Genomic DNA, 17,801 nt, shown 5'->3' with positions numbered 1-17,801 from the left:
TATGGTTAACCACTAGGTAATCAGTAGCCGGGGCTTTGGGGCGTCCCGGAGAGGCGGGATCCGGAATGCTCGAACGCGTCACAGCGCTCCTCGCCCAGGCAGCGGCGACGATTCTTGTCGTCATCGGCCTGGTGGCGATCCTGGGCTACACGCATTCGCGCGCCTATCGCGCCGGCTACTGTGCGGTCCAGTACTGCCCGGATGCCCGCGAGCAGGACAGTGGCTCGCGATGGTGGCCTTTCGGCGGGGAACGCCAGGACAGCCAGAGCCCGGCCAGGTCCGTTTCGCCGGGCGGTTCCAGCGGCATGACATCCGATCACGTTCCACTCGGTTCGCGGTCCCCGGACGATGGCTATTCCACAACGGACGGGCAGATCCGCTATCCCGATCCGCCTCCAGGCACGAATGGCCCCGGCAGTGGCCGAACGGCCGGCTACCAAGGCTCCGGCTCGTATTCCAATCGCGCTTCAGACGGCTATTCCAGCGGCTATTCGGGCAGTTCGGGCCGTCTTCCGTTGTCACGCGGGGTGGCCGGCCCGGGCTCGACCTCGGGGCGGGGCTATCGTCCTCCGGTCTACAGTTTCGACCCGGGAAACCGCATCTGTTCGCCGCAGAGCTATGATGTCGAAGACGCGGATGTCGCGCGGTGCTGGCTGAATATCGGCGATGCCTACCAGGCCGTCGCCCGCATAGACGATGCGCGCGAGGCCTGGGACGAGGCGCTGCTGGTCGGCTCCTCCATCGGCGGCGCGCAGGCCTCGCTGGTGGCGCACCGGCGGCTGCAGGCGGCCATCCTGGAACGCTCCTGCCCGACGACGCAGGCCTCGCTTGCGAGGATTGCCTACGGTTTCAGCCAGAGCGAGGACGACGGCGACATCATCGATCTCGATCTGCGCCAGCGCGCGCTCTCGGCTCTGGGCTATTACACCGGCGAGGTCGACGGAGCCTACGGTCCGATGACGCGGCGCTCGGTGCGCGATTTCCAGGGCGATATGGGGTTCGACCAGACCGGGGCGCTGACCCCGTCGGAAACCGTCACCCTGGTCTGCCATGCGGCGCTGACCGCGCGCGACACCTACGCCCAGAACCTTCTGGGCATCATGTTCGCGACCGGGCTGGGGCTGGAACAGAATATCGACACGGCGCTGGAATGGCTGGAAGCGGCCGCAGAGCGCGGCCATGGCGGGGCCAATTTCAATCTCGCCCTGATGTACGGCACCGGGACCGTGCAGGGCAGTTACCGTCTGTGCGGCATTGTCGAAAGCCCGGAACGTGCCGACAGCTATCTGCGCCGCGCTGCCGATCTCGGCCATGCGCGGGCGCTGGCCCTGCGGCGCTTTGCCGGCACGTCCGGCCCGCCGGCCGAGCGCTGGCGCCGGATCTCCGAACGGCTCCTGGCCGAGGCCGAGCGCACGGGCGACCGCTTCTATCTGGCCTGGCAAAGACGGGTGGACGAAATCCGGCGGGCCCATGGCCAGGAACTCGATCAACCCGGCTGCTACCGGGCGGCGATGGACGGCTCGGCCGCGCCCGCCGATGGCGACAGCGGGACAACGCCCTGAGCGGCGGTGGTGAAACAGGAAGGATGAGCGTTATGAAAAAGGTGGCACTCCTGCTTGCGGCGGCGACGGTCCTGTCGGCCTGCGGCCATTCTGCACCCCCGCCGCCCGGCCCCACGCCCGGCCCGTCGGGGCCGCCGCGCCCGCCGGTTTCGCGCGATACGGTGACGCCTGCGATCGACATGTGCGAGGTCGCCACCCTGGCCGAACAGCGCCTGGCGATGCTGGAGGAGGTGCACGGCTACCGCGAGGCGATCCTCGCCCGGCCCGGCCATCGCTCCGGGGCGGCCGACACCGAGACCCAGGAACTCATCGCGGCCTTCGAAACCGATCTCGATGCGTCCTACCGTTTCGCCACGGCGTCGTGCCGCACCTATAATCGCTGCCTGCAGGAAAACCGGTTCGACGAGGCCAGCTGCCAGGACACGGCCGCGCTATGGCATGATGGCCAGGACCGGTTCCACGACCTGTCCGAACGCCTCGCGCTGGTCCGCGAGCGTATCGCGCACGGGTGTCACGATTGTGAAATGCCGGGTGCTCACAGCCGTGGCGACCCGGATCACGATCGCCGGCGGCACCGCCATGGCGATGAAGACGATCTGATGGGGTCGGTGTTTTCCACCGGGGACCGGCGCTAGTGCATCATTTGCGAAGGCGGGCACCGCTTTCGCGGTTTGAAAATGCAATAGAACAAGGAGCTGGAGCGATTTTGCTGACCCCGACATCAGCGAAATTGCACCAGGGCACAATCAGACGGCCGGTCCCGCCGCCTGCCGGCGCTCGTTCAGGGCCTTGACAAGGATTTGCGTCGCCGAGGTCAGGAAGAGGCCGGCCATCAGTGCGGCCACGACGACGTCGGGCCAGTGCGTTCCGGTCCAGGCCACCAGCCCGGCCGAGACGAAGACGGCGATATTGCCGATGGCATCATTGCGCGAGCACAGCCAGACCGAGCGGACATTCGCATCGCCATTGCGCCAGCGCACCAGGATGACCACGCTGGCCAGATTTGCCGCCAGCGCAAGAAGGGCAATGGAGCCCATGACCGTGGCGTCTGGCTGGGCGGCGAACAGGGCGCGATAGAGCGCCAGGCCCAGGATCGCCCCGCCCATGACAAACAGGCTGGCGGCTTTGACCAATGCCGCATTGGCGCGCCAGGCTGCCGGGCGGCCGATCACAAGAAGCGAGAGGGCATAGGTTGCCGTATCCGCTGCAAAGTCGAGCGCATCGGCCTTCAGGGCCTGGGATTGCGCGGCGGCGCCCGCCAGCATCTCCACGGCGAACATCGCTGCATTGATACCGATGACGGCCCACAGGGCCCGGCGGAAGGCTGGCGAGGCGCCGTCGAATTCCCTTGTTTCACAACAACTGCCGGACACGCCGCGCCTCCTTGCCTTCGTCCACGATTTGCAGCCTAATTCCTCTAGCGACTGGAGGTTCAAGGGCAAAATGTCAGATATGTCTATCGGCAATCTGTCCCGGCAGTCCGGGGTGAAGGTGCCGACCATTCGATACTACGAATCCATCGGCATGCTCGACACGCCGCCGCGTTCGCCCGGCGGCCAGCGACGCTATTCGGCCGGCCATCTCGAGCAATTGCGCTTCATCCGGCATGGCCGCGAGCTGGGCTTCGGCCTGGACGATCTGCGTGCGCTGCAGGATCTCACCAACCGGCCGCATCAATCCTGCGAGGAGGCCGACGCCATCGCCCGAAAGCAGCTGGCCGATGTGGAGAGGCGGATTGCCGGGCTGGAAGCGGTGCGGGCCGAGCTGGAACGCATGGTCGAGCGCTGTTCTCATGGCGTTGTCGACAAGTGCCGCGTCATCCAGACCCTGTCCGACCACGCGCTGTGCGAAGGGGAACATTAAAAACCCGAAAGCGGGATGTCAGGCTCCGTATTCCCGGTTGTTTGCGGGCCCGGCCCGGCGCCTCCTTGCGGCAGCCGAAAAAAGGACAAACCCATGTTCCCACGCCTTGCCGCCCTTGGCCTGTCTGCCGCCTTCCTGACATCCGCCGCCTCGGCCGAAACACCGGCCGGACCCGATCTGGATGCTGTCTTCGCCGATCTGGACCGGCGCCTTTTCGAGGTCGGGTTCAATGATTGCGATCTCGACGAGACAGCGGCGCTGGTGGCGCAGGACCTGGAATTCTACCACGACCAGGGCGGCGTCACCCGCAGCCGCGACGCCTTCCTGACCAATGTCGAGCAGAATATCTGCAGCCGCGAAGAGCCGCTGCGCCGCGATCTGGTTGCCGGCAGCATGCGGATCGAACCGCTGCGCTCCGGTGGCGAACTGTATGGTGTCATCCAGTTCGGCGCGCATACCTTCACCATCGAGCATGCCGACGGTAGCGAAACCCTGACCGGCCAGGCCGATTTCGCGCATCTCTGGCTGCTCGGCGATGACGGGGAATGGGTATTGTCGCGTGTGCTCAGCTATGCCCACCGGGCGCCGGACTGATCCCGCTCACACCGCGTCGAAGGCCGGGTGGTAATGCACCCGGCAAGGCCCCGCGGTGCCGGGCTGTTTGCCGCTCAGGGAGAGCCACTGGAAGGCGCCGGCGTGTTCGCCGTCCGGATCGCCGGCCCAGGACCAGTCCCGGCCGGACGCGGGCTTGAAACCGAAACGGCCGTAATAGGCCGGGTCGCCCAGCACTACGCACCAGGGCGCGCCGAGCTGGCGCAGATAGTCCAGACCGGCCTCGACCAGCGCGGTGCCGATGCCGCGGCGCTGATGCTCCGGTATCACTGCGACAGGACCCAGCCCGGCGCCATAGGCCTGGGACCCGTTGGCCGCGATGGCCGTGACCGGTGAAAACATCACCGCGCCGGCGATTCGGCCATGATCGTCGGCGACCAGTTCCAGCGTGTCGGCATCGGCGGCACGCAGGGCCGTCACCAGGCGCGCTTCGGCCGGTGTGGGGAAGGCGGATTTGAGGAGGGCATCGATCCCGTCATGGTCGCCGGGATCGCAGGCACGGATCTGCATGTGGTCAACCGGTCTAGAAGGGCAGCCAGGCGCGGCGGCGGGAATAGGCCAGATAGCCGACATTCGCGCCGGCGCGAAGGCCGACGCCGGAGCGGATCGGGGCCAGGGTAACCTCGTCGGCACGCTGGTAGTTTACACCCATGCCGGCGACGAAATAGGCCGAGCCCTCAACGCCGGGAAAGCGCTGGTACAGCCGGTCGACATCGTGGAGATTGTAGACCAGCACGAAGACGCGGCTGGCATTGCCGCCGGCATCGAAACCGATCGAGGGGCCGCGCCAGTACACTTTCTCGCGCTCGCCCGTTTTCAGGGTCAGATAGCCCTCGCCATAGCGCAGGCCGATCCCGGCAGCGCCGGAAACCTCTTCGCCCGCGACATAGCCGACCGGGCGTCCCAGATCGGAAAACACACGCTCCAGCACGCTGGCCGCGGCTTCGGCGGTGACTCCGAAAAAGTCGGAGACCGCGTCAACAAGCTCGTCCTGGGAATAGGTGTCGACCGGCTCGGAATATTCGCTCGGCTGGCCGTATTCGGGGTCCTGGGCCAAGCCTGCCCCGGTGAGGCCGAGAACAAGGCTGGCGGCGAAGGCAAAGATGGCGCGCATGGAAAACTCCGTTAGCGGACACGTCCCGCAGCATGAATGCGAGGCGAATGCGGCGAGACAGCGGCGAAACGATTAGCGCCCGGTTAAGATCCGGCGCAAGACTGGCCATTCTGCATGAAATCGTCGCAGCATGGCGCGACGGGGGGTGAGCATGGCCGAAACAGAGAGCTGCGATGTGATCGTCATCGGCGCCGGCCTGTCGGGCCTGCGTGCCGCCCAATTGCTGGCCCGGCGCCACGATGTGATCGTGCTGGAGGCCCGCGACCGGGTCGGCGGGCGGGCGCTGGCGCACACATTCGCCAATGGCGACAGTGTCGATATCGGCGGGCAATGGGTCGGGCCGGGCCAGGACCGGCTCTATGCGCTGATCGAGACGATGGGCATGCAGACCTATCCGCTGTGGGATCATGGCGACCGCCTGGTGCATTCACGCGGCCGGCTGGGCCGCTACCGCGGCACCATACCCAAACTCGCCCCGCATGTGCTTCTCAATGTCCACTGGATGATGACGCGTTTCGATGCGATGGCGGCGCAGATCGATACATTGCGGCCCTGGGATCACCCCAGAGCGGCGCTGTGGGACAGTATGACAGTGGCCGAATGGATGCGCCGGCATGCTGTCTCGCGCCGGGCCTGCGCGGTTTTCGCAGCCGGTATCGGTGCCGTTTTCGCGGCCGAGCCGCACGATGTTTCCCTGTTGCACGCCCTCTTTTATGCCCGCGCGGGCACTTCGCTGGACAATCTGGTTTCCACCACGGGCGGGGCCCAGCAGGACCGGGTACACGGCAATATGGCGGGGCTGGCCGATCGCGTTGCGCAGACGCTGGGCCCGCGTGTGAGGCTGGGCGAGGCGGCCAGGACGATCGACTGGTCCGGCGGCGTGAGCGTTGAGACCGGCAAGCGCCGCTACGCCGCCCGCCGCGCCATTCTGGCCGTGCCTCCCAGCCAGGCCTTCCGCATGCGGTTCACGCCCGACCTGCCTGCCGGCCGGGCCGGGCTGTGGATGCGCATGGCGCCGGGTGCCTGCATCAAATGCGTGGCGCAGTATGAAACGCCCTTCTGGCGCGACAGGGGCCTGGCCGGCCAGGCCGTGGCGCCGGAGCTCACCGTGCGCGTGACGTTCGACAATACGGAACAGGGCAAGACGGCGGGACAATTGCTGGGTTTCATCGAGGGCGACGAGGCGCGGCGCTGGTCCGGCCGCGATCCGGCCGAACGCCGCGCTGCCGTGCTCGATGCCTTTGCCGCCTGCTTCGGCGAACAGGCCCGCCACCCCGTTGATTATGTCGACAGGGACTGGACCGCCGAACCCTTTTCCCGTGGCTGTTATGCCGCGCTGATGGGGCCGGGCGTGTGGACCGCCTATGGCCGGCATCTGCGCGAACCGCTGGGGCCGGTGCATATCGCCGGAACCGAAGCGGCGACGCGCTATTTCGGCTATTTCGACGGTGCGCTGGAAGCCGCCGAGCGCGCCGTGGCCGAGGTCGAGGCGGCGCTGGAGGCGAGCTGATGTGCGATACCGTGGCGATCCGGCGGGAGGATGCCATCCTCTTCGCCAAGAATTCCGACCGCGAACCGCGCGAGGCCCAGCGCGTGGAACGCCACGAGGCTGTCGTCGGCGATACCGCGGGAACGGTGCGCTGTACCTATATCGAAATCGCCCAGGTTCCGGACCGTCACGCCACGATCCTGTGCCGGCCCGACTGGATGTGGGGCGCGGAAATGGGGGTGAATGCCGCCGGCGTGGCGATCGGAAACGAGGCCGTGTTTTCCCGCACCGTGATGCGCAAGGGCGAGGCCCTGCTGGGCATGGATCTGGTGCGGCTGGGCCTGGAACGCGGCGGGTCGGCGCACGAGGCGGCCGCCGTGATCATCCACCTGCTGGAAACCCATGGCCAGGGCGGGCCGGCCGGGCACCGCGACAAGCGTTTCCGCTACGACAATGCCTTCCTGATTGCCGATGCAGCGGAAATCCTTGTGCTGGAGACCTGTGGCCGGGACTGGCTGCTCAAGCGCTATCCGCGGCATGCCGCGATTTCCAACTGCTACTCGATCTCCGGCGGCGCGGACATGGCGTCGGGCGGCGCGCCCGCCGGCGGGTTCGCACCGCGGCGGGAGGGCTGGCTGATGCGCACATTCGGCCGGGCCCGCCAGCGCCGGGCCTGCGCGCTGACCGGGCTGGAGGCGATGACCCGGCCGGACCTGGTACAGCTGGCCCGTCTGATGCGAAGTCATGACCGGGGCGACGGATTCTCCCGCAGCTCGACCGGCGATATCTGCATGCATGGCGGCGGGTTGCTGCGCCCGCACCACACGACCAATACGATGATGGCCGTGTTGCGGCCGGGACAGGAGCCGGGCATCGCGGTCACCGGCACCATGACACCCTGTATCTCGCTGTTCCGTCCGGCGGGGTTCGCGGGCGAGTGGTCGGTGGCCGACCCGGTGTTGTGGGAGCGCGGCGCGGACCTGCACCGGCGCCTGGACGGCGACCGGGAGGAGCGGGACCGGGTTCGGGCGCGCATCGCGATCGCCGAAAAGCGCATCCTGCCGCTGATCGAAAGCGGTGAAGCCGTGCTGGCGGAGGAATTCGTACGCGCCTGGGACGCTCACTCGCTCGATGCGCCCGCGGCGGACAGCGGCAAGACGGATACCGAGGCGCCGCCGGGCTGACCGGCCAGGCGCGCACCGCTGCCGTCGACAAGGATGTTCACCCCGTCCGAGCCGAGATCCCACAGATCGCCGCGCAGGAAGGCCGTCGCGCCGTGGCGGGCGCCGGCCCTGCCGAGACGTCCGGCCAGGGCGTGACGCATCCAGGCCTCGCCTTCGGTGAGGCGTCCGGCCTCCCCGCGATCGACGTCTTGCGGCCAGCCGGTGGTATAGCCGCCCCAGGGGGCGGACCAGATGCCGGAGGGCTGGAGGAAGGCCGGCACGGCGACAAGGTCGGTGCCCGCTTCCGCCAGTACCGCATAGACGTCGGGATGCCAGCTGTCGGCACAGATCAGGACGCCCAGCCGCCCGGCTGGTGTGTCGAAGACGGGCAGGGCCGAAGCCTGCGCCGCGGCGGTAAAGCCCGCCTCCTCGGGGATGGGGTGCACCTTGCGTACCAGGTGCGGATGGATCGAACCGTCGGGCGCGAAGACGGCGCTGGTATTGTAGAGCGGCCCGTCCCGCGCGATCAGCCGCCCGTTCTCGACTGCCGGGTCGGGCAGCACGATGGAGCCCGCCACGATGGTGACGCCATGGCGCTGTGCCAGGCTGGCAAAGACGTTGTGGTAGGCGTGTGCCATGCGCCTTGCCCGCATGCGGAAGACCGCCGCGGCGAACCGGTCGGTCTCCGGCGAACCCGGCAGGGCCAGGGCGAAGGGAAGCGGATTGGCGGCGATCAGGTGGATCATCGCCCCCCTGGTCGTGCCCGCCGAAAAACTGGCGCGCGGCGCCCGCGCGGCGACCAGCCAGGTGCCGACATGTTCGGGAAAGACGACGACAGTGCCCCCGGTCAGATAGCCCGCACCGGCGGCGGCGAGCAGATAGGCGTCCAGCCGCTCGCGCAGATGGGTTTCGCTTTGATAATGGCGTTCGTCCATCCAGGGCTGGATCGCGACCAGCGCCGGTCCCGTGCCGTCATGAGGGGGCAGCGCCGTCAGCTGCAGTTCGCCGGGGGCCGGGAGCGCCGAAGGCGTGCGGTAGACGCCCCAGGTGCCGGCGGCCAGGATCAGGACGAACAGGATGAGGGCCAGGGTGCGCACACACATCTCCAGCAGGACCGGCGATCAGGATCGGCGGTTGAACGGGTACGGGCAAGCCTTTCCGTCGCGGCTCTGGCTGGCCTGGCAGGAAAACATGGTGAAATCTTCATTTCTCTGCCGGCGGGCCAGCCGCTAGTCTTCGCGGCAGATTTCTTCTGGGGAGCCCTGAATATGCGCACATTCATGATGACAACCGTCAGCCTGGCCGCGATTTTTGCCGCCGCCTGCACGCCCGACGGGGCCGTGGAAGAGGCGGGCGCGCCGGCTGCGGTCGAGGAGACGACTGCCGACACCGCTGCAACGGAGGCTGCCATCGCCGACAATCCGCTGCTCGAAGAATGGACCGGACCCTATGGCGGCGTGCCGGATTTCGACAGTGCCCGTCTGGAAGACCTGCGTCCGGCGCTGGAAGCGGCCATGGAGCGCAATCTCGCCGAGATCGAGGCCATCGTGAACAATCCCGAGCCGGCGAGTTTCGAGAACACGATCGTGGAAATGGAACGGGCCGGCGATGCGCTGGGCCGGGTCTTCACCTATTGGGGTATCTGGTCGTCCAACCAGTCCAGCCCGGAATTCCGTGAAATCCAGGCCGAGATGGCGCCGCGCCTGTCGGCCTTCTTCTCCCGGATCACGCAGAACCAGGACCTCTTCGCCCGCGTGCGCGCGGTCTATGAAGGCGAGGAGATGGACAGCCTGCGTGCCGACCAGCAGCGCCTGGTCCAGCTGACCTATGACGGGTTTGCCCGCAATGGCGCCACTCTGGAAGGCGAGGCGGCCGAGCGCTATGCCGCGATCAATCAGCGCCTGGCCGAACTGCACACGCAATTCTCCAACAATGTGCTGCACGACGAGGAGAATTACGTCACCTATCTCACCGAAGACCAGCTGTCCGGCCTGCCCCAGGGCTTTGTCGATGCAGCGGCGTCCGCCGCGGCCCAGCGGGATCATGAGGGCGCCTATGCCATCACCAATACCCGCTCCTCGATGGATCCCTTCCTGACCTTCTCCGACGAGCGCGATCTGCGCGAACAGGTCTGGCGCAACTACTACAATCGCGGCGACAATGGCGGCGAGTACGACAACAATGCCATCATCATGGAAATCCTGACCCTGCGCGACGAGCGTGTGGAGCTCCTGGGCTACGACAACTACGCCCAGTGGCGCCTGGAAGACCGCATGGCCGCCAATCCGGAAAACGCCATGGGTCTGATGGTCCCCGTCTGGGATGCCGCCGTGGCGCGCATCGAGGAAGAGGTCGCCGACATGCAGGCGCTGGCCGACGCGCGCGGCGACGGCATAACCATCCAGCCCTGGGATTACCGCTATTACGCGGAAAAGGTGCGCCAGGCCCGCTACGAACTCGATAGCGACGAGGTGAAGCAGTATCTTCAGCTGGATAATCTGCGCCAGGCGATGTTCTATGTGGCGGGCGAGCTTTTCGGTTTCGACTTCCGCGAACTGCCGGAGGGCGAGGTTTCGGTCTGGCATCCCGCCGTGCGCGTCTGGGAAGTGACCGACCGCGAGAGCGGCGAGAATGTCGGCCTGTGGTATCTCGATCCCTATGCCCGCCAGGGCAAGCGCTCGGGCGCCTGGGCCAATTCCTTCCGCTCGCACACCACGTTCGACGGCGAGGAGAACGTGCTGGCGACGAATAATTCCAACTTCATCGAACCGGCGCCGGGCCAGCCCGTCCTGGTCTCCTGGGACGATGCGGAGACCTTCTTCCACGAATTCGGCCACGCCCTGCACTACCTTTCCTCGAACGTCGCCTATCCCACGCTCAATGGCGGGGTGCGGGACTACACCGAATTCCAGTCGCAATTGCTCGAGCGCTGGCTGCTGACCGATCCGGTGGTCGAGAATTATCTGGTTCACGTGGAAACCGGCGAACCGATGCCGGCGGAGCTGATCGAGCGCATCCGCGCGGCGGCCAATTTCAACCAGGGCTTCGCGACCGGCGAATATCTGGCCTCGGCGCTGATGGACATGATCTATCACACCACGCCGCCGGAAGAGATCGGCGATCCCGACACGTTCGAGCGTGAGACGCTGGACGAGCTGGGCATGCCCGACGAGATCGTCATGCGCCACCGATCACCGCATTTCGGCCATATCTTCTCCGGCGAGGGCTATTCGGCCGGCTATTACGGCTATATGTGGGCCGACGTGCTGACGTCGGACGCGGCGGAAGCCTTCGAGCAGGCGCCCGGCGGCTATTACGATCCCGAGATGGCCGGCCGCCTGGTCGAATACCTGTTCGCGCCGCGCAACGCCATCGACCCGGCCGAGGCCTACCGCCTGTTCCGCGGCCGTGACGCCGACCCGGCCGCGCTGATGCGCGACCGCGGCTTCCCCGTGCCGGATGGCATGGACGGGGAATAGACCCCGTTTCATCGACGCAGTCAGGCAGGCGCCGGTCGCGACCGGCGCCTGCTTTTTGCCGCCCGCGCCGCCATCAAACAGCGCTTTCCCCCGGCCCCGGCCCAAGGCCGCGAACGGTAGCGAACGGGGAATGGAGCGCCCGGGGGAGGCGGTCCAACAGCCAATCCCGCTTGGCCTTACCCCTCGCCAATGCTATCGGCCCGCGCCATGAGCATCGATCCGTCCCGCATCCGAAATTTCTCCATTGTCGCGCATATCGACCACGGCAAGTCCACGCTGGCCGACCGGCTGATCCAGGTCACCGGCGGGCTGACCGACCGTGAGATGAAGGAACAGGTGCTCGACAATATGGAGCTCGAGCGCGAGCGCGGTATCACCATCAAGGCGCAGACCGTGCGGCTGGACTATACGGCCAAGGACGGCGAGACCTATGTCCTCAACCTGATCGACACGCCCGGCCACGTCGACTTCGCCTACGAGGTCAACCGGTCGCTGGCCGCCTGCGAGGGGTCGCTGCTCGTGGTGGACGCCTCCCAGGGCGTCGAGGCGCAGACCCTTGCCAATGTCTACCAGGCCATCGATGTCGATCACGAGATCGTACCCGTCCTCAACAAGATCGACCTGCCGGCGGCCGATCCGGAACGGGTCAAGGCGCAGATCGAGGATGTGATCGGGCTGGACGCGTCCGAGGCGGTGGAGATTTCCGCCAAGACCGGGCTGGGCGTACCGGATGTGCTGGAAGCCATCGTCACCCGGCTGCCTCCGCCCGACGCCGGCGATCCCGGCGCGCCGCTGAAGGCCATGCTGGTGGACAGCTGGTACGATCCGTATCTGGGCGTGATCTGCCTGGTGCGGGTTATCGAGGGCACGCTGAAAAAGGGCATGAAGGTGCGCCTGATGGGCACCGGCGCGGCCTATCCGGTCGACGGGGTCGGCGTGTTCCGTCCCAAGAAGGAAGCCATCGCCCAGCTGGGGCCGGGCGAGATCGGCTATCTCAACGCCTCGATCAAACAGGTGCGCGATGCCCGGGTGGGCGACACGATCACCGACGACAAGCGTCCGGCCGACAAACCGCTGACCGGCTACAAGCCGGCCCAGCCGGTGGTGTTCTGCGGGCTCTTTCCGGTCGACAGCGCCGAGTTCGAGGACCTGCGCGACGCCATCGAGAAACTGGCGCTGAACGATGCCTCCTTCTCCTACGAGATGGAAACCTCCGCCGCGCTCGGTTTCGGCTTCCGCTGCGGCTTCCTGGGCCTGTTGCACCTGGAAGTGATCCGCGAGCGCCTGGAGCGCGAATACGACATCGACCTGATCACCACGGCGCCGTCCGTGGTCTACAAGATCACGCTGACCGATGGCGAGAAAATCGACCTGCACAATCCGGCCGACATGCCCGATCAGGTCCGGATCGACACGATTTCCGAACCCTGGATCAAGGCCACCATCCTGGTGCCCGACGAATATCTGGGCGGTGTGCTGAAACTCTGCCAGGACCGGCGCGGTATCCAGACCGAACTCACCTATGCCGGCAATCGCGCCATGGTCGTCTACGAGCTGCCGCTCAACGAGGTTGTGTTCGACTTCTACGACCGGCTCAAATCGGTCACCAAGGGCTATGCCAGTTTCGACTACCAGTTCATGGAACTGCGCGAGGGCGATCTGGTGAAGATGTCGATCCTGGTCAATGACGAACCGGTCGATGCGCTGTCCATGGTGGTCCACCGTGCCCGAGCCGAAATGCGTGGCCGGGCCATGTGCGAGAAGCTGAAAGAGCTGATCCCGCGGCACATGTTCAAGATCCCGATCCAGGCGGCGCTGGGCGGGCGTATCATTGCGCGGGAAACCCTGTCTGCCCTGCGCAAGGACGTGACCGCGAAATGCTATGGCGGCGATGCCACGCGCAAGCGCAAGCTTCTGGAAAAGCAGAAGGCCGGCAAGAAGAAGATGCGCCAGTTCGGCAAGGTGGAGATCCCCCAGGAAGCCTTCATCGCCGCGCTGAAGATGGATGATGACTAGGAATTGAGCGCACTGGGGCTTGTCCCCGGCGCCGAATGTCCCATCTTGTGAGGCAGGCCTGCGAGGGTCGTTTCAGGAGGGGATCTCATGCGCCACATCATCGCCAGCCTTGCCGCAGCGGCCTGCCTCACCGGCGCCGCCCTTGCCGAACTCGAACCCGGCGATACCGCGCCGGACTTTACCGTCGAGGGTTTCCAGGCCGGCGAACCGGTCAGCTTCCACCTTGCCGAGGCGCTGGAGAGCGGGCCGGTCGTGGTCTTCTTCTTCCCCGCGGCCTTCACCTCGGGCTGCGAGGCGCAGGCGGCGAGCTTTGCCGAGGCGATCGACCAGTTCGAGGCGGAAGGCGCGCAGGTGATCGGCATCACCAACGGCAATACCGAGCGTCTGGCCGAATTCTCGACCCAGCATTGCGCCTCGGCCTTCCCGGTCTTCTCGCTGGGGGATGGCATGATGCAGGCCTACGATGTGGGCATGCTGATGCGGCCGGGTTGGACCAGCCGCACCTCATATGTAATCGATCAGAATTCGACGATTGCGCTGACCTGGTCGGAAATGAACCCGTATGAGCATGTCGACCGGACGATTGCCGCGGTCCGGGCTATGAACGCCGAATAGTCTTGCGCAGGGCGCCTTTGCGTTACCGGTACCAGGCTGTGGACAGTTCGTGCGGTCCATGTTGCGGTGCGGCGTGAAGTTTCTAACTTAACGCCGAACCTCTGCAGGAACCGTTCAATGTCCGACACTGTCGTTCTGTTCGAAAACATCCATCCGCTCGCCGACAAGGCCTTCGAGGCCGCCGGGCTTTCCATCGAGCGTCATGCGGCCGCGCTGCCGGTCGACGATCTGCATCGGCGGCTGTCCTCGGCTGTACTGGCCGGTATCCGATCGCGGACCAGGATGGACCGGGCCGCCTTCGACGCCGCGCCAAATCTGGCGGCTCTGGGCTGTTTCTGCATCGGCACCAACCAGGTCGATCTCAAGACCGCCGAAGAGCGCGGCATTCCCGTCTTCAACGGCCCGTTCGGAAATACCCGCTCGGTGGCCGAACTGACACTGGCCTCGGTGATCATGCTGATGCGCGGCATCCCCATGCGTTCGGCGGCGGCCCGGCGCGGCGAGTGGATGAAATCGGCGACGAATTCGCACGAGGTGCGCGCGAAGAAGCTGGGCATTGTCGGCTATGGCAATATCGGCTCCCAGTTGTCCGTGCTGGCCAGTGCGCTGGGCATGCACGTCTATTTCTACGATGTCGAACCCAAGCTGGCGCACGGCAATGCACGCTCGTGTGCCTCGCTCGAGGAACTGCTCGCGATTGCCGATGTCGTGACGCTGCACGTGCCCTCGACCGAGCAGACACGCGGCATGATGGACAAGGCCGCGATCGCCAGGATGAAAGAGGGCGCCATCCTGATCAATCAGGCCCGCGGCGACCTGGTGGATATCGATGCCCTGGCCGATGCGCTGGAGAGTGGCCACCTCCTGGGCGCAGCCGTCGATGTCTTCCCCAAGGAGCCGGCCTCCAAGGAGGAAAAATTCGTTTCGCCCCTGCAACGGTTCGAGAACGTGATCCTAACTCCGCATGTCGGCGGCTCCACCCTGGAAGCCCAGGCCTCGATCGGCGAGGATGTATCGGGCAAGCTGGCCCGCTATCTCGCCCTGGGGTCCACCAAGGGGGCGGTCAATGTGCCGGAGATCGAACCGGGCGAGATCAAGCCCGGCCGGGCGCGTCTGCTGAGCTTCCACGCCAACGCGCCGGGCTTTCTGACACGGCTCAACGAGACAATTTCCTCGACCGCGGCCAATATCGCCTCGCAACAGCTGCAGACCGGCAACGGGCTGGGCTATGTCGCCTCGGACCTGGAAGGCCCGCTGCCGGAGGACTTCATCGACCGGGTCAACGCGCTGGAGGGCTCGATCCGCGCCCGGGTGATCCGGCCATAGGGGCGTCCGGGCATCCCGCCGGTTCCAATTCGCTAGACCGGCGTCTGCCCGGTGAGGGTGGCGTCCCACTTCTTGCGGCTCAGCCCGGCCAGCAGCAGCCATGCGGTGAAGACAAATTCGGGCAAGGCCGCCATCAGCAGCAGCACGCTTCCCGCCCCGGTCAGCGCCGGTAGCGCGAAGTGGACGATTCCGAGCAGCAGATAGCTCAGCCCGGATATGCCGATGAGCACGCCCAGGACTGCCGGAAAATAGCCGGAACGGAACAGCAGAACGCCGAGCGCGGTCCCGTGCAGGCCGAACACCATCAGACCGAGAACGTAGCCTTCGCTGTGCAGTTCGAGTGCCGCCAGCGCGGCCACCTCGGCGGCCGGGCCGTCGAGTTGTGCGGCGAGAGGCGTATCGCCAAGCAATGTGAGCGGTGCGATCATTGCGAGCAGGTTCGCGCACATCACCGCAGCCATGACCAGCCGCAGCGACAGGGCGAAAAGCGCCAGACCGCGATCCACCGGCGACAGCAGGCGGTAGAAGGTCACCGCCAGGACGATGTCGAGGCCGAATACAAGCAGGTCTGCCATGATGCCCAGGCGGAAGAGCGTGTTCTGGTCGCGGATCGCGCCGGCGGTCACGCCGGCATCCTGCCAGTCGATCAGGACGCCCCGTACGGCCAGCTGGGCAAAGACCCCGCACAGGATAATCACGAGATAGGCCAGCCCCGAAAGGCGGGCGAGGGTGACGGGGTGGCGGGGTGTTGACGCGGAAATCATGCGGACTCCGTTGGCTGGTTCGACTTGTCGCCAGCCTGGTTCCGCCGCCTGTCGGCGTCTCGCCGATTTCGAAATCGGCGAAAAAGAGAAGAACATCCGTGCCCGCCGGGTGCGTCACACCCCCAGCAGCTTGGCCAGATCGTCAACCGAACGGACATAGTCGGCGCCGGAATACTCGCAGGCCGCGATCACCACGTCGCGCCGGGCCACGGCGCCGAAACCGATGAACCGGTCGGCGGCGCCGCTCTCATAGGCTTCGAAATCGGTCATGCCGTCGCCGACCACGATGGTCTCGCCGGCTGCCGCGGCGATCCGGTTCAGCACTTCGGCCTTGCCGCCATTGCGCGAGAGCGGGCTGTCGATGTCCAGGCCCACCACGCGCTCCTCCTGCCAGAGGAAACGGTTGGCGTGGATGTCGCCGCGCTGGAAGCCGAGATCTGCCAGTACGGGTTCGACAAGATCGGCAAAACCGCCCGAGACGGCGTGCAGCCGGTCGCCCTTTTCGCGCAGCCGCCGCAGGAGCGGCGCCATGCCAGGGGTCACCCGTTTGCGCAATTGTTCGGCGATCGTGCCGACGCCTGTCTTGTCCAGCGCGGCCAGTTTCAGGCGCGCATCCAGACTGTCGCGCAGGGCCATGCGGCCGGACATGCCGGCATTGGTGATCTCGTGCAGTCGTTTGCGGGCCTCGGCGGCATCGGGCGCGGTCTTGAGGGCCGCTTCCAGGGCCGTATCCAGGGATTCCACGCGCAACAGGGTGGAATCGACGTCAAAGGCGATAAGGCGATGCAAGGCGGGTTGTCCTGTCAGCTTCGCGGCCAGACTTCCCGACTATCCCGCCCGGCGCAACTTCTTGTGTGTTGCTCCGCGGTCAGGCCGAGACACCAACCCCGACCGGACAGACCACGCCGGTACCGCCAATACCGCAATACCCGTCCGGATTCTTGGCGAGATACTGCTGGTGATAATCCTCGGCATGGTAGAACGGGCCCGCCGCGGCGATCTCTGTGGTGATGGCGCCATGTCCGGCCTGGTCCAGCTCGGCCTGATAACGCGCCAGGCTCTCGCGGGCGAGCGCCGCCTGGTCTTCGGTGGTCGTATAGATCGCCGATCGGTATTGCGTGCCGCGATCATTGCCCTGCCGCATGCCCTGGGTGGGGTCATGGCCTTCCCAGAAGACCTTCAGGAGGTCGTCCAGGGCGATGATTTCAGGATCGTAGATCACGCGCACCGCTTCGGTGTGGCCGGTCGCGCCGGTGCAGACCTCTTCATAGGTCGGATTGGGCGTCGTGCCGCCGGCATAGCCCGCCGCCGTGTGCCAGACCCCGTCGGTCTGCCAGAACAGGCGCTCCACGCCCCAGAAACATCCCATGCCGAACACGATCTCGGCCATGCCGTCGGGCGTTAACGCTTTCAGCGGCCGGCCGGTGATGAAATGCGTTTCGGCCGTGGCAATGGGCGTCTCGCGCCCCGGCAGGGCCTTGTCGGCGGGAACCAGGTCGGATTTCCAGGCAGGATCGGTCATGACGCGCTCCGGGTCGGTCTCGGAGCATGAAGATAGGCATTGCCGCACCGATTGCCAGAGCCCGCGGCCGGCCCTGCTGCAGCCGCTGACTCTATCCTTGCCCATCGCTACGCGATGGGTATAGTCCGCGCCTCTTGCGGTGAGGTGGCCGAGTGGTCGAAGGCGCACGCCTGGAACGCGTGTAGGCGGGCAACCGTCTCGTGGGTTCGAATCCCACCCTCACCGCCATATTTCCCTGGCATTGCGAAGACTGTCAGACGGCGCGGGCCGTTGTGT

Annotated in this window: 17 protein-coding genes and 1 tRNA gene; 11 read left to right on the top strand and 7 right to left on the bottom strand. The window is 66.3% G+C overall.

Translation table 11 applies throughout. The annotated features are described in order from the left end of the window. Positions 1-65 precede the first annotated feature (65 nt). Positions 66-1,562 (top strand): peptidoglycan-binding protein, encoded by a 1,497-nt coding sequence (locus Q1U94_RS09455; protein ID WP_300543776.1) that lies wholly within the window; start codon positions 66-68, stop codon positions 1,560-1,562. Between the two features lie 32 nt (positions 1,563-1,594). Further along, positions 1,595-2,197 (top strand): hypothetical protein, encoded by a 603-nt coding sequence (locus Q1U94_RS09450; protein ID WP_300543775.1) that lies wholly within the window; start codon positions 1,595-1,597, stop codon positions 2,195-2,197. 111 nt (positions 2,198-2,308) lie between these two features. Here the strand turns inward: Q1U94_RS09450 and Q1U94_RS09445 are convergent, their stop codons facing one another. Beyond that, positions 2,309-2,935 carry a cation transporter gene (locus Q1U94_RS09445; protein WP_300543774.1) on the bottom strand — a complete coding sequence of 209 codons (627 nt, stop codon included), beginning with the start codon at positions 2,933-2,935 and terminating at the stop codon, positions 2,309-2,311. A gap of 70 nt (positions 2,936-3,005) precedes the next feature. Here Q1U94_RS09445 and Q1U94_RS09440 point away from each other — a divergent pair, with 70 nt between their 5' ends. Next, entirely contained in the window at positions 3,006-3,425 is a 420-nt protein-coding gene (locus Q1U94_RS09440) for a helix-turn-helix domain-containing protein (protein ID WP_300543771.1), read from the top strand. A gap of 93 nt (positions 3,426-3,518) precedes the next feature. Further along, the gene (locus Q1U94_RS09435; protein WP_300543769.1) at positions 3,519-4,019 is read left to right on the top strand and encodes a DUF4440 domain-containing protein; all 501 of its coding nucleotides are present in this window, start codon (positions 3,519-3,521) and stop codon (positions 4,017-4,019) included. Positions 4,020-4,025: 6 nt separating this feature from the next. Here Q1U94_RS09435 and Q1U94_RS09430 read toward each other — a convergent pair whose 3' ends face one another. Both Q1U94_RS09430 and Q1U94_RS09425 read right to left on the bottom strand, forming a co-directional pair. After that, positions 4,026-4,547, bottom strand: coding sequence for an N-acetyltransferase (locus tag Q1U94_RS09430; RefSeq protein WP_300543766.1), 522 nt, complete (start codon positions 4,545-4,547; stop codon positions 4,026-4,028). A gap of 13 nt (positions 4,548-4,560) precedes the next feature. Beyond that, entirely contained in the window at positions 4,561-5,151 is a 591-nt protein-coding gene (locus Q1U94_RS09425; RefSeq protein ID WP_300543763.1) for a DUF1134 domain-containing protein, read from the bottom strand. A 151-nt stretch (positions 5,152-5,302) separates the two neighbouring features. Here Q1U94_RS09425 and Q1U94_RS09420 point away from each other — a divergent pair, with 151 nt between their 5' ends. Both Q1U94_RS09420 and Q1U94_RS09415 read left to right on the top strand, forming a co-directional pair. Next, positions 5,303-6,661, top strand: a complete 1,359-nt coding sequence (locus tag Q1U94_RS09420; protein WP_300543761.1) for an FAD-dependent oxidoreductase — start codon at positions 5,303-5,305, stop codon at positions 6,659-6,661. Next, positions 6,661-7,824 (top strand): hypothetical protein, encoded by a 1,164-nt coding sequence (locus Q1U94_RS09415; RefSeq protein ID WP_300543759.1) that lies wholly within the window; start codon positions 6,661-6,663, stop codon positions 7,822-7,824. The genes Q1U94_RS09420 and Q1U94_RS09415 overlap by 1 nt, the downstream gene beginning before the upstream one ends. Here the strand turns inward: Q1U94_RS09415 and Q1U94_RS09410 are convergent. Then, positions 7,761-8,900: a carbon-nitrogen hydrolase family protein gene (locus Q1U94_RS09410; protein ID WP_300543757.1), complete on the bottom strand. Its 1,140-nt coding sequence runs from the start codon at positions 8,898-8,900 to the stop codon at positions 7,761-7,763. The two genes, Q1U94_RS09415 and Q1U94_RS09410, sit on opposite strands and share 64 nt — an antisense overlap. A 171-nt stretch (positions 8,901-9,071) precedes the next feature. Here Q1U94_RS09410 and Q1U94_RS09405 point away from each other — a divergent pair, with 171 nt between their 5' ends. From Q1U94_RS09405 to serA, 4 genes are all read left to right on the top strand, one after another. After that, positions 9,072-11,282 carry a M3 family metallopeptidase gene (locus Q1U94_RS09405; RefSeq protein ID WP_300543755.1) on the top strand — a complete coding sequence of 737 codons (2,211 nt, stop codon included), beginning with the start codon at positions 9,072-9,074 and terminating at the stop codon, positions 11,280-11,282. A gap of 207 nt (positions 11,283-11,489) precedes the next feature. Next, on the top strand, positions 11,490-13,298 hold the full coding sequence (lepA, locus tag Q1U94_RS09400) for a translation elongation factor 4 (RefSeq protein WP_300543753.1): 1,809 nt from the start codon (positions 11,490-11,492) through the stop codon (positions 13,296-13,298). Between the two features lie 87 nt (positions 13,299-13,385). Then, positions 13,386-13,913 (top strand): peroxiredoxin, encoded by a 528-nt coding sequence (locus Q1U94_RS09395; protein ID WP_300543751.1) that lies wholly within the window; start codon positions 13,386-13,388, stop codon positions 13,911-13,913. A 117-nt stretch (positions 13,914-14,030) separates the two neighbouring features. Then, a complete protein-coding gene (serA, locus tag Q1U94_RS09390) occupies positions 14,031-15,239 on the top strand; it encodes a phosphoglycerate dehydrogenase (RefSeq protein ID WP_300543749.1) in 1,209 nt (402 codons plus the stop codon). A 32-nt stretch (positions 15,240-15,271) separates the two neighbouring features. Here serA and Q1U94_RS09385 read toward each other — a convergent pair whose 3' ends face one another. From Q1U94_RS09385 to msrA, 3 genes are all read right to left on the bottom strand, one after another. Then, a complete protein-coding gene (locus tag Q1U94_RS09385) occupies positions 15,272-16,003 on the bottom strand; it encodes a DUF4386 domain-containing protein (RefSeq protein ID WP_300543747.1) in 732 nt (243 codons plus the stop codon). Positions 16,004-16,117: 114 nt separating this feature from the next. Continuing rightward, positions 16,118-16,792 carry an HAD-IB family phosphatase gene (locus Q1U94_RS09380; protein WP_300543744.1) on the bottom strand — a complete coding sequence of 225 codons (675 nt, stop codon included), beginning with the start codon at positions 16,790-16,792 and terminating at the stop codon, positions 16,118-16,120. Between the two features lie 79 nt (positions 16,793-16,871). Continuing rightward, positions 16,872-17,525 (bottom strand): peptide-methionine (S)-S-oxide reductase MsrA, encoded by a 654-nt coding sequence (gene msrA / locus Q1U94_RS09375; protein ID WP_300543742.1) that lies wholly within the window; start codon positions 17,523-17,525, stop codon positions 16,872-16,874. Positions 17,526-17,663: 138 nt separating this feature from the next. Between msrA and Q1U94_RS09370 the strand changes: the two genes are divergently transcribed. Then, positions 17,664-17,753, top strand: a tRNA-Ser gene (locus Q1U94_RS09370). Positions 17,754-17,801: the final 48 nt, after the last annotated feature.

This window comes from Maricaulis sp. (assembly GCF_030149515.1).
Classification (GTDB): domain Bacteria; phylum Pseudomonadota; class Alphaproteobacteria; order Caulobacterales; family Maricaulaceae; genus Maricaulis.
This window is presented reverse-complemented; position numbering and strand designations above follow the sequence as displayed.

What these genes read in the sequence shown, in the direction of transcription:
- serA (WP_300543749.1), top strand. Translation starts at nt 14,031, where the DNA reads ATGTCCGACACTGTCGTTCTGTTCGAAAACATCCATCCGCTCGCCGAC.
- Q1U94_RS09385 (WP_300543747.1), bottom strand. Translation starts at nt 16,003, where the DNA reads ATGATTTCCGCGTCAACACCCCGCCACCCCGTCACCCTCGCCCGCCTT.
- Q1U94_RS09430 (WP_300543766.1), bottom strand. Translation starts at nt 4,547, where the DNA reads ATGCAGATCCGTGCCTGCGATCCCGGCGACCATGACGGGATCGATGCC.
- Q1U94_RS09395 (WP_300543751.1), top strand. Translation starts at nt 13,386, where the DNA reads ATGCGCCACATCATCGCCAGCCTTGCCGCAGCGGCCTGCCTCACCGGC.
- Q1U94_RS09450 (WP_300543775.1), top strand. Translation starts at nt 1,595, where the DNA reads ATGAAAAAGGTGGCACTCCTGCTTGCGGCGGCGACGGTCCTGTCGGCC.
- Q1U94_RS09440 (WP_300543771.1), top strand. Translation starts at nt 3,006, where the DNA reads ATGTCAGATATGTCTATCGGCAATCTGTCCCGGCAGTCCGGGGTGAAG.
- Q1U94_RS09425 (WP_300543763.1), bottom strand. Translation starts at nt 5,151, where the DNA reads ATGCGCGCCATCTTTGCCTTCGCCGCCAGCCTTGTTCTCGGCCTCACC.
- Q1U94_RS09420 (WP_300543761.1), top strand. Translation starts at nt 5,303, where the DNA reads ATGGCCGAAACAGAGAGCTGCGATGTGATCGTCATCGGCGCCGGCCTG.
- Q1U94_RS09435 (WP_300543769.1), top strand. Translation starts at nt 3,519, where the DNA reads ATGTTCCCACGCCTTGCCGCCCTTGGCCTGTCTGCCGCCTTCCTGACA.
- Q1U94_RS09405 (WP_300543755.1), top strand. Translation starts at nt 9,072, where the DNA reads ATGCGCACATTCATGATGACAACCGTCAGCCTGGCCGCGATTTTTGCC.
- Q1U94_RS09415 (WP_300543759.1), top strand. Translation starts at nt 6,661, where the DNA reads ATGTGCGATACCGTGGCGATCCGGCGGGAGGATGCCATCCTCTTCGCC.
- msrA (WP_300543742.1), bottom strand. Translation starts at nt 17,525, where the DNA reads ATGACCGATCCTGCCTGGAAATCCGACCTGGTTCCCGCCGACAAGGCC.
- Q1U94_RS09455 (WP_300543776.1), top strand. Translation starts at nt 66, where the DNA reads ATGCTCGAACGCGTCACAGCGCTCCTCGCCCAGGCAGCGGCGACGATT.
- lepA (WP_300543753.1), top strand. Translation starts at nt 11,490, where the DNA reads ATGAGCATCGATCCGTCCCGCATCCGAAATTTCTCCATTGTCGCGCAT.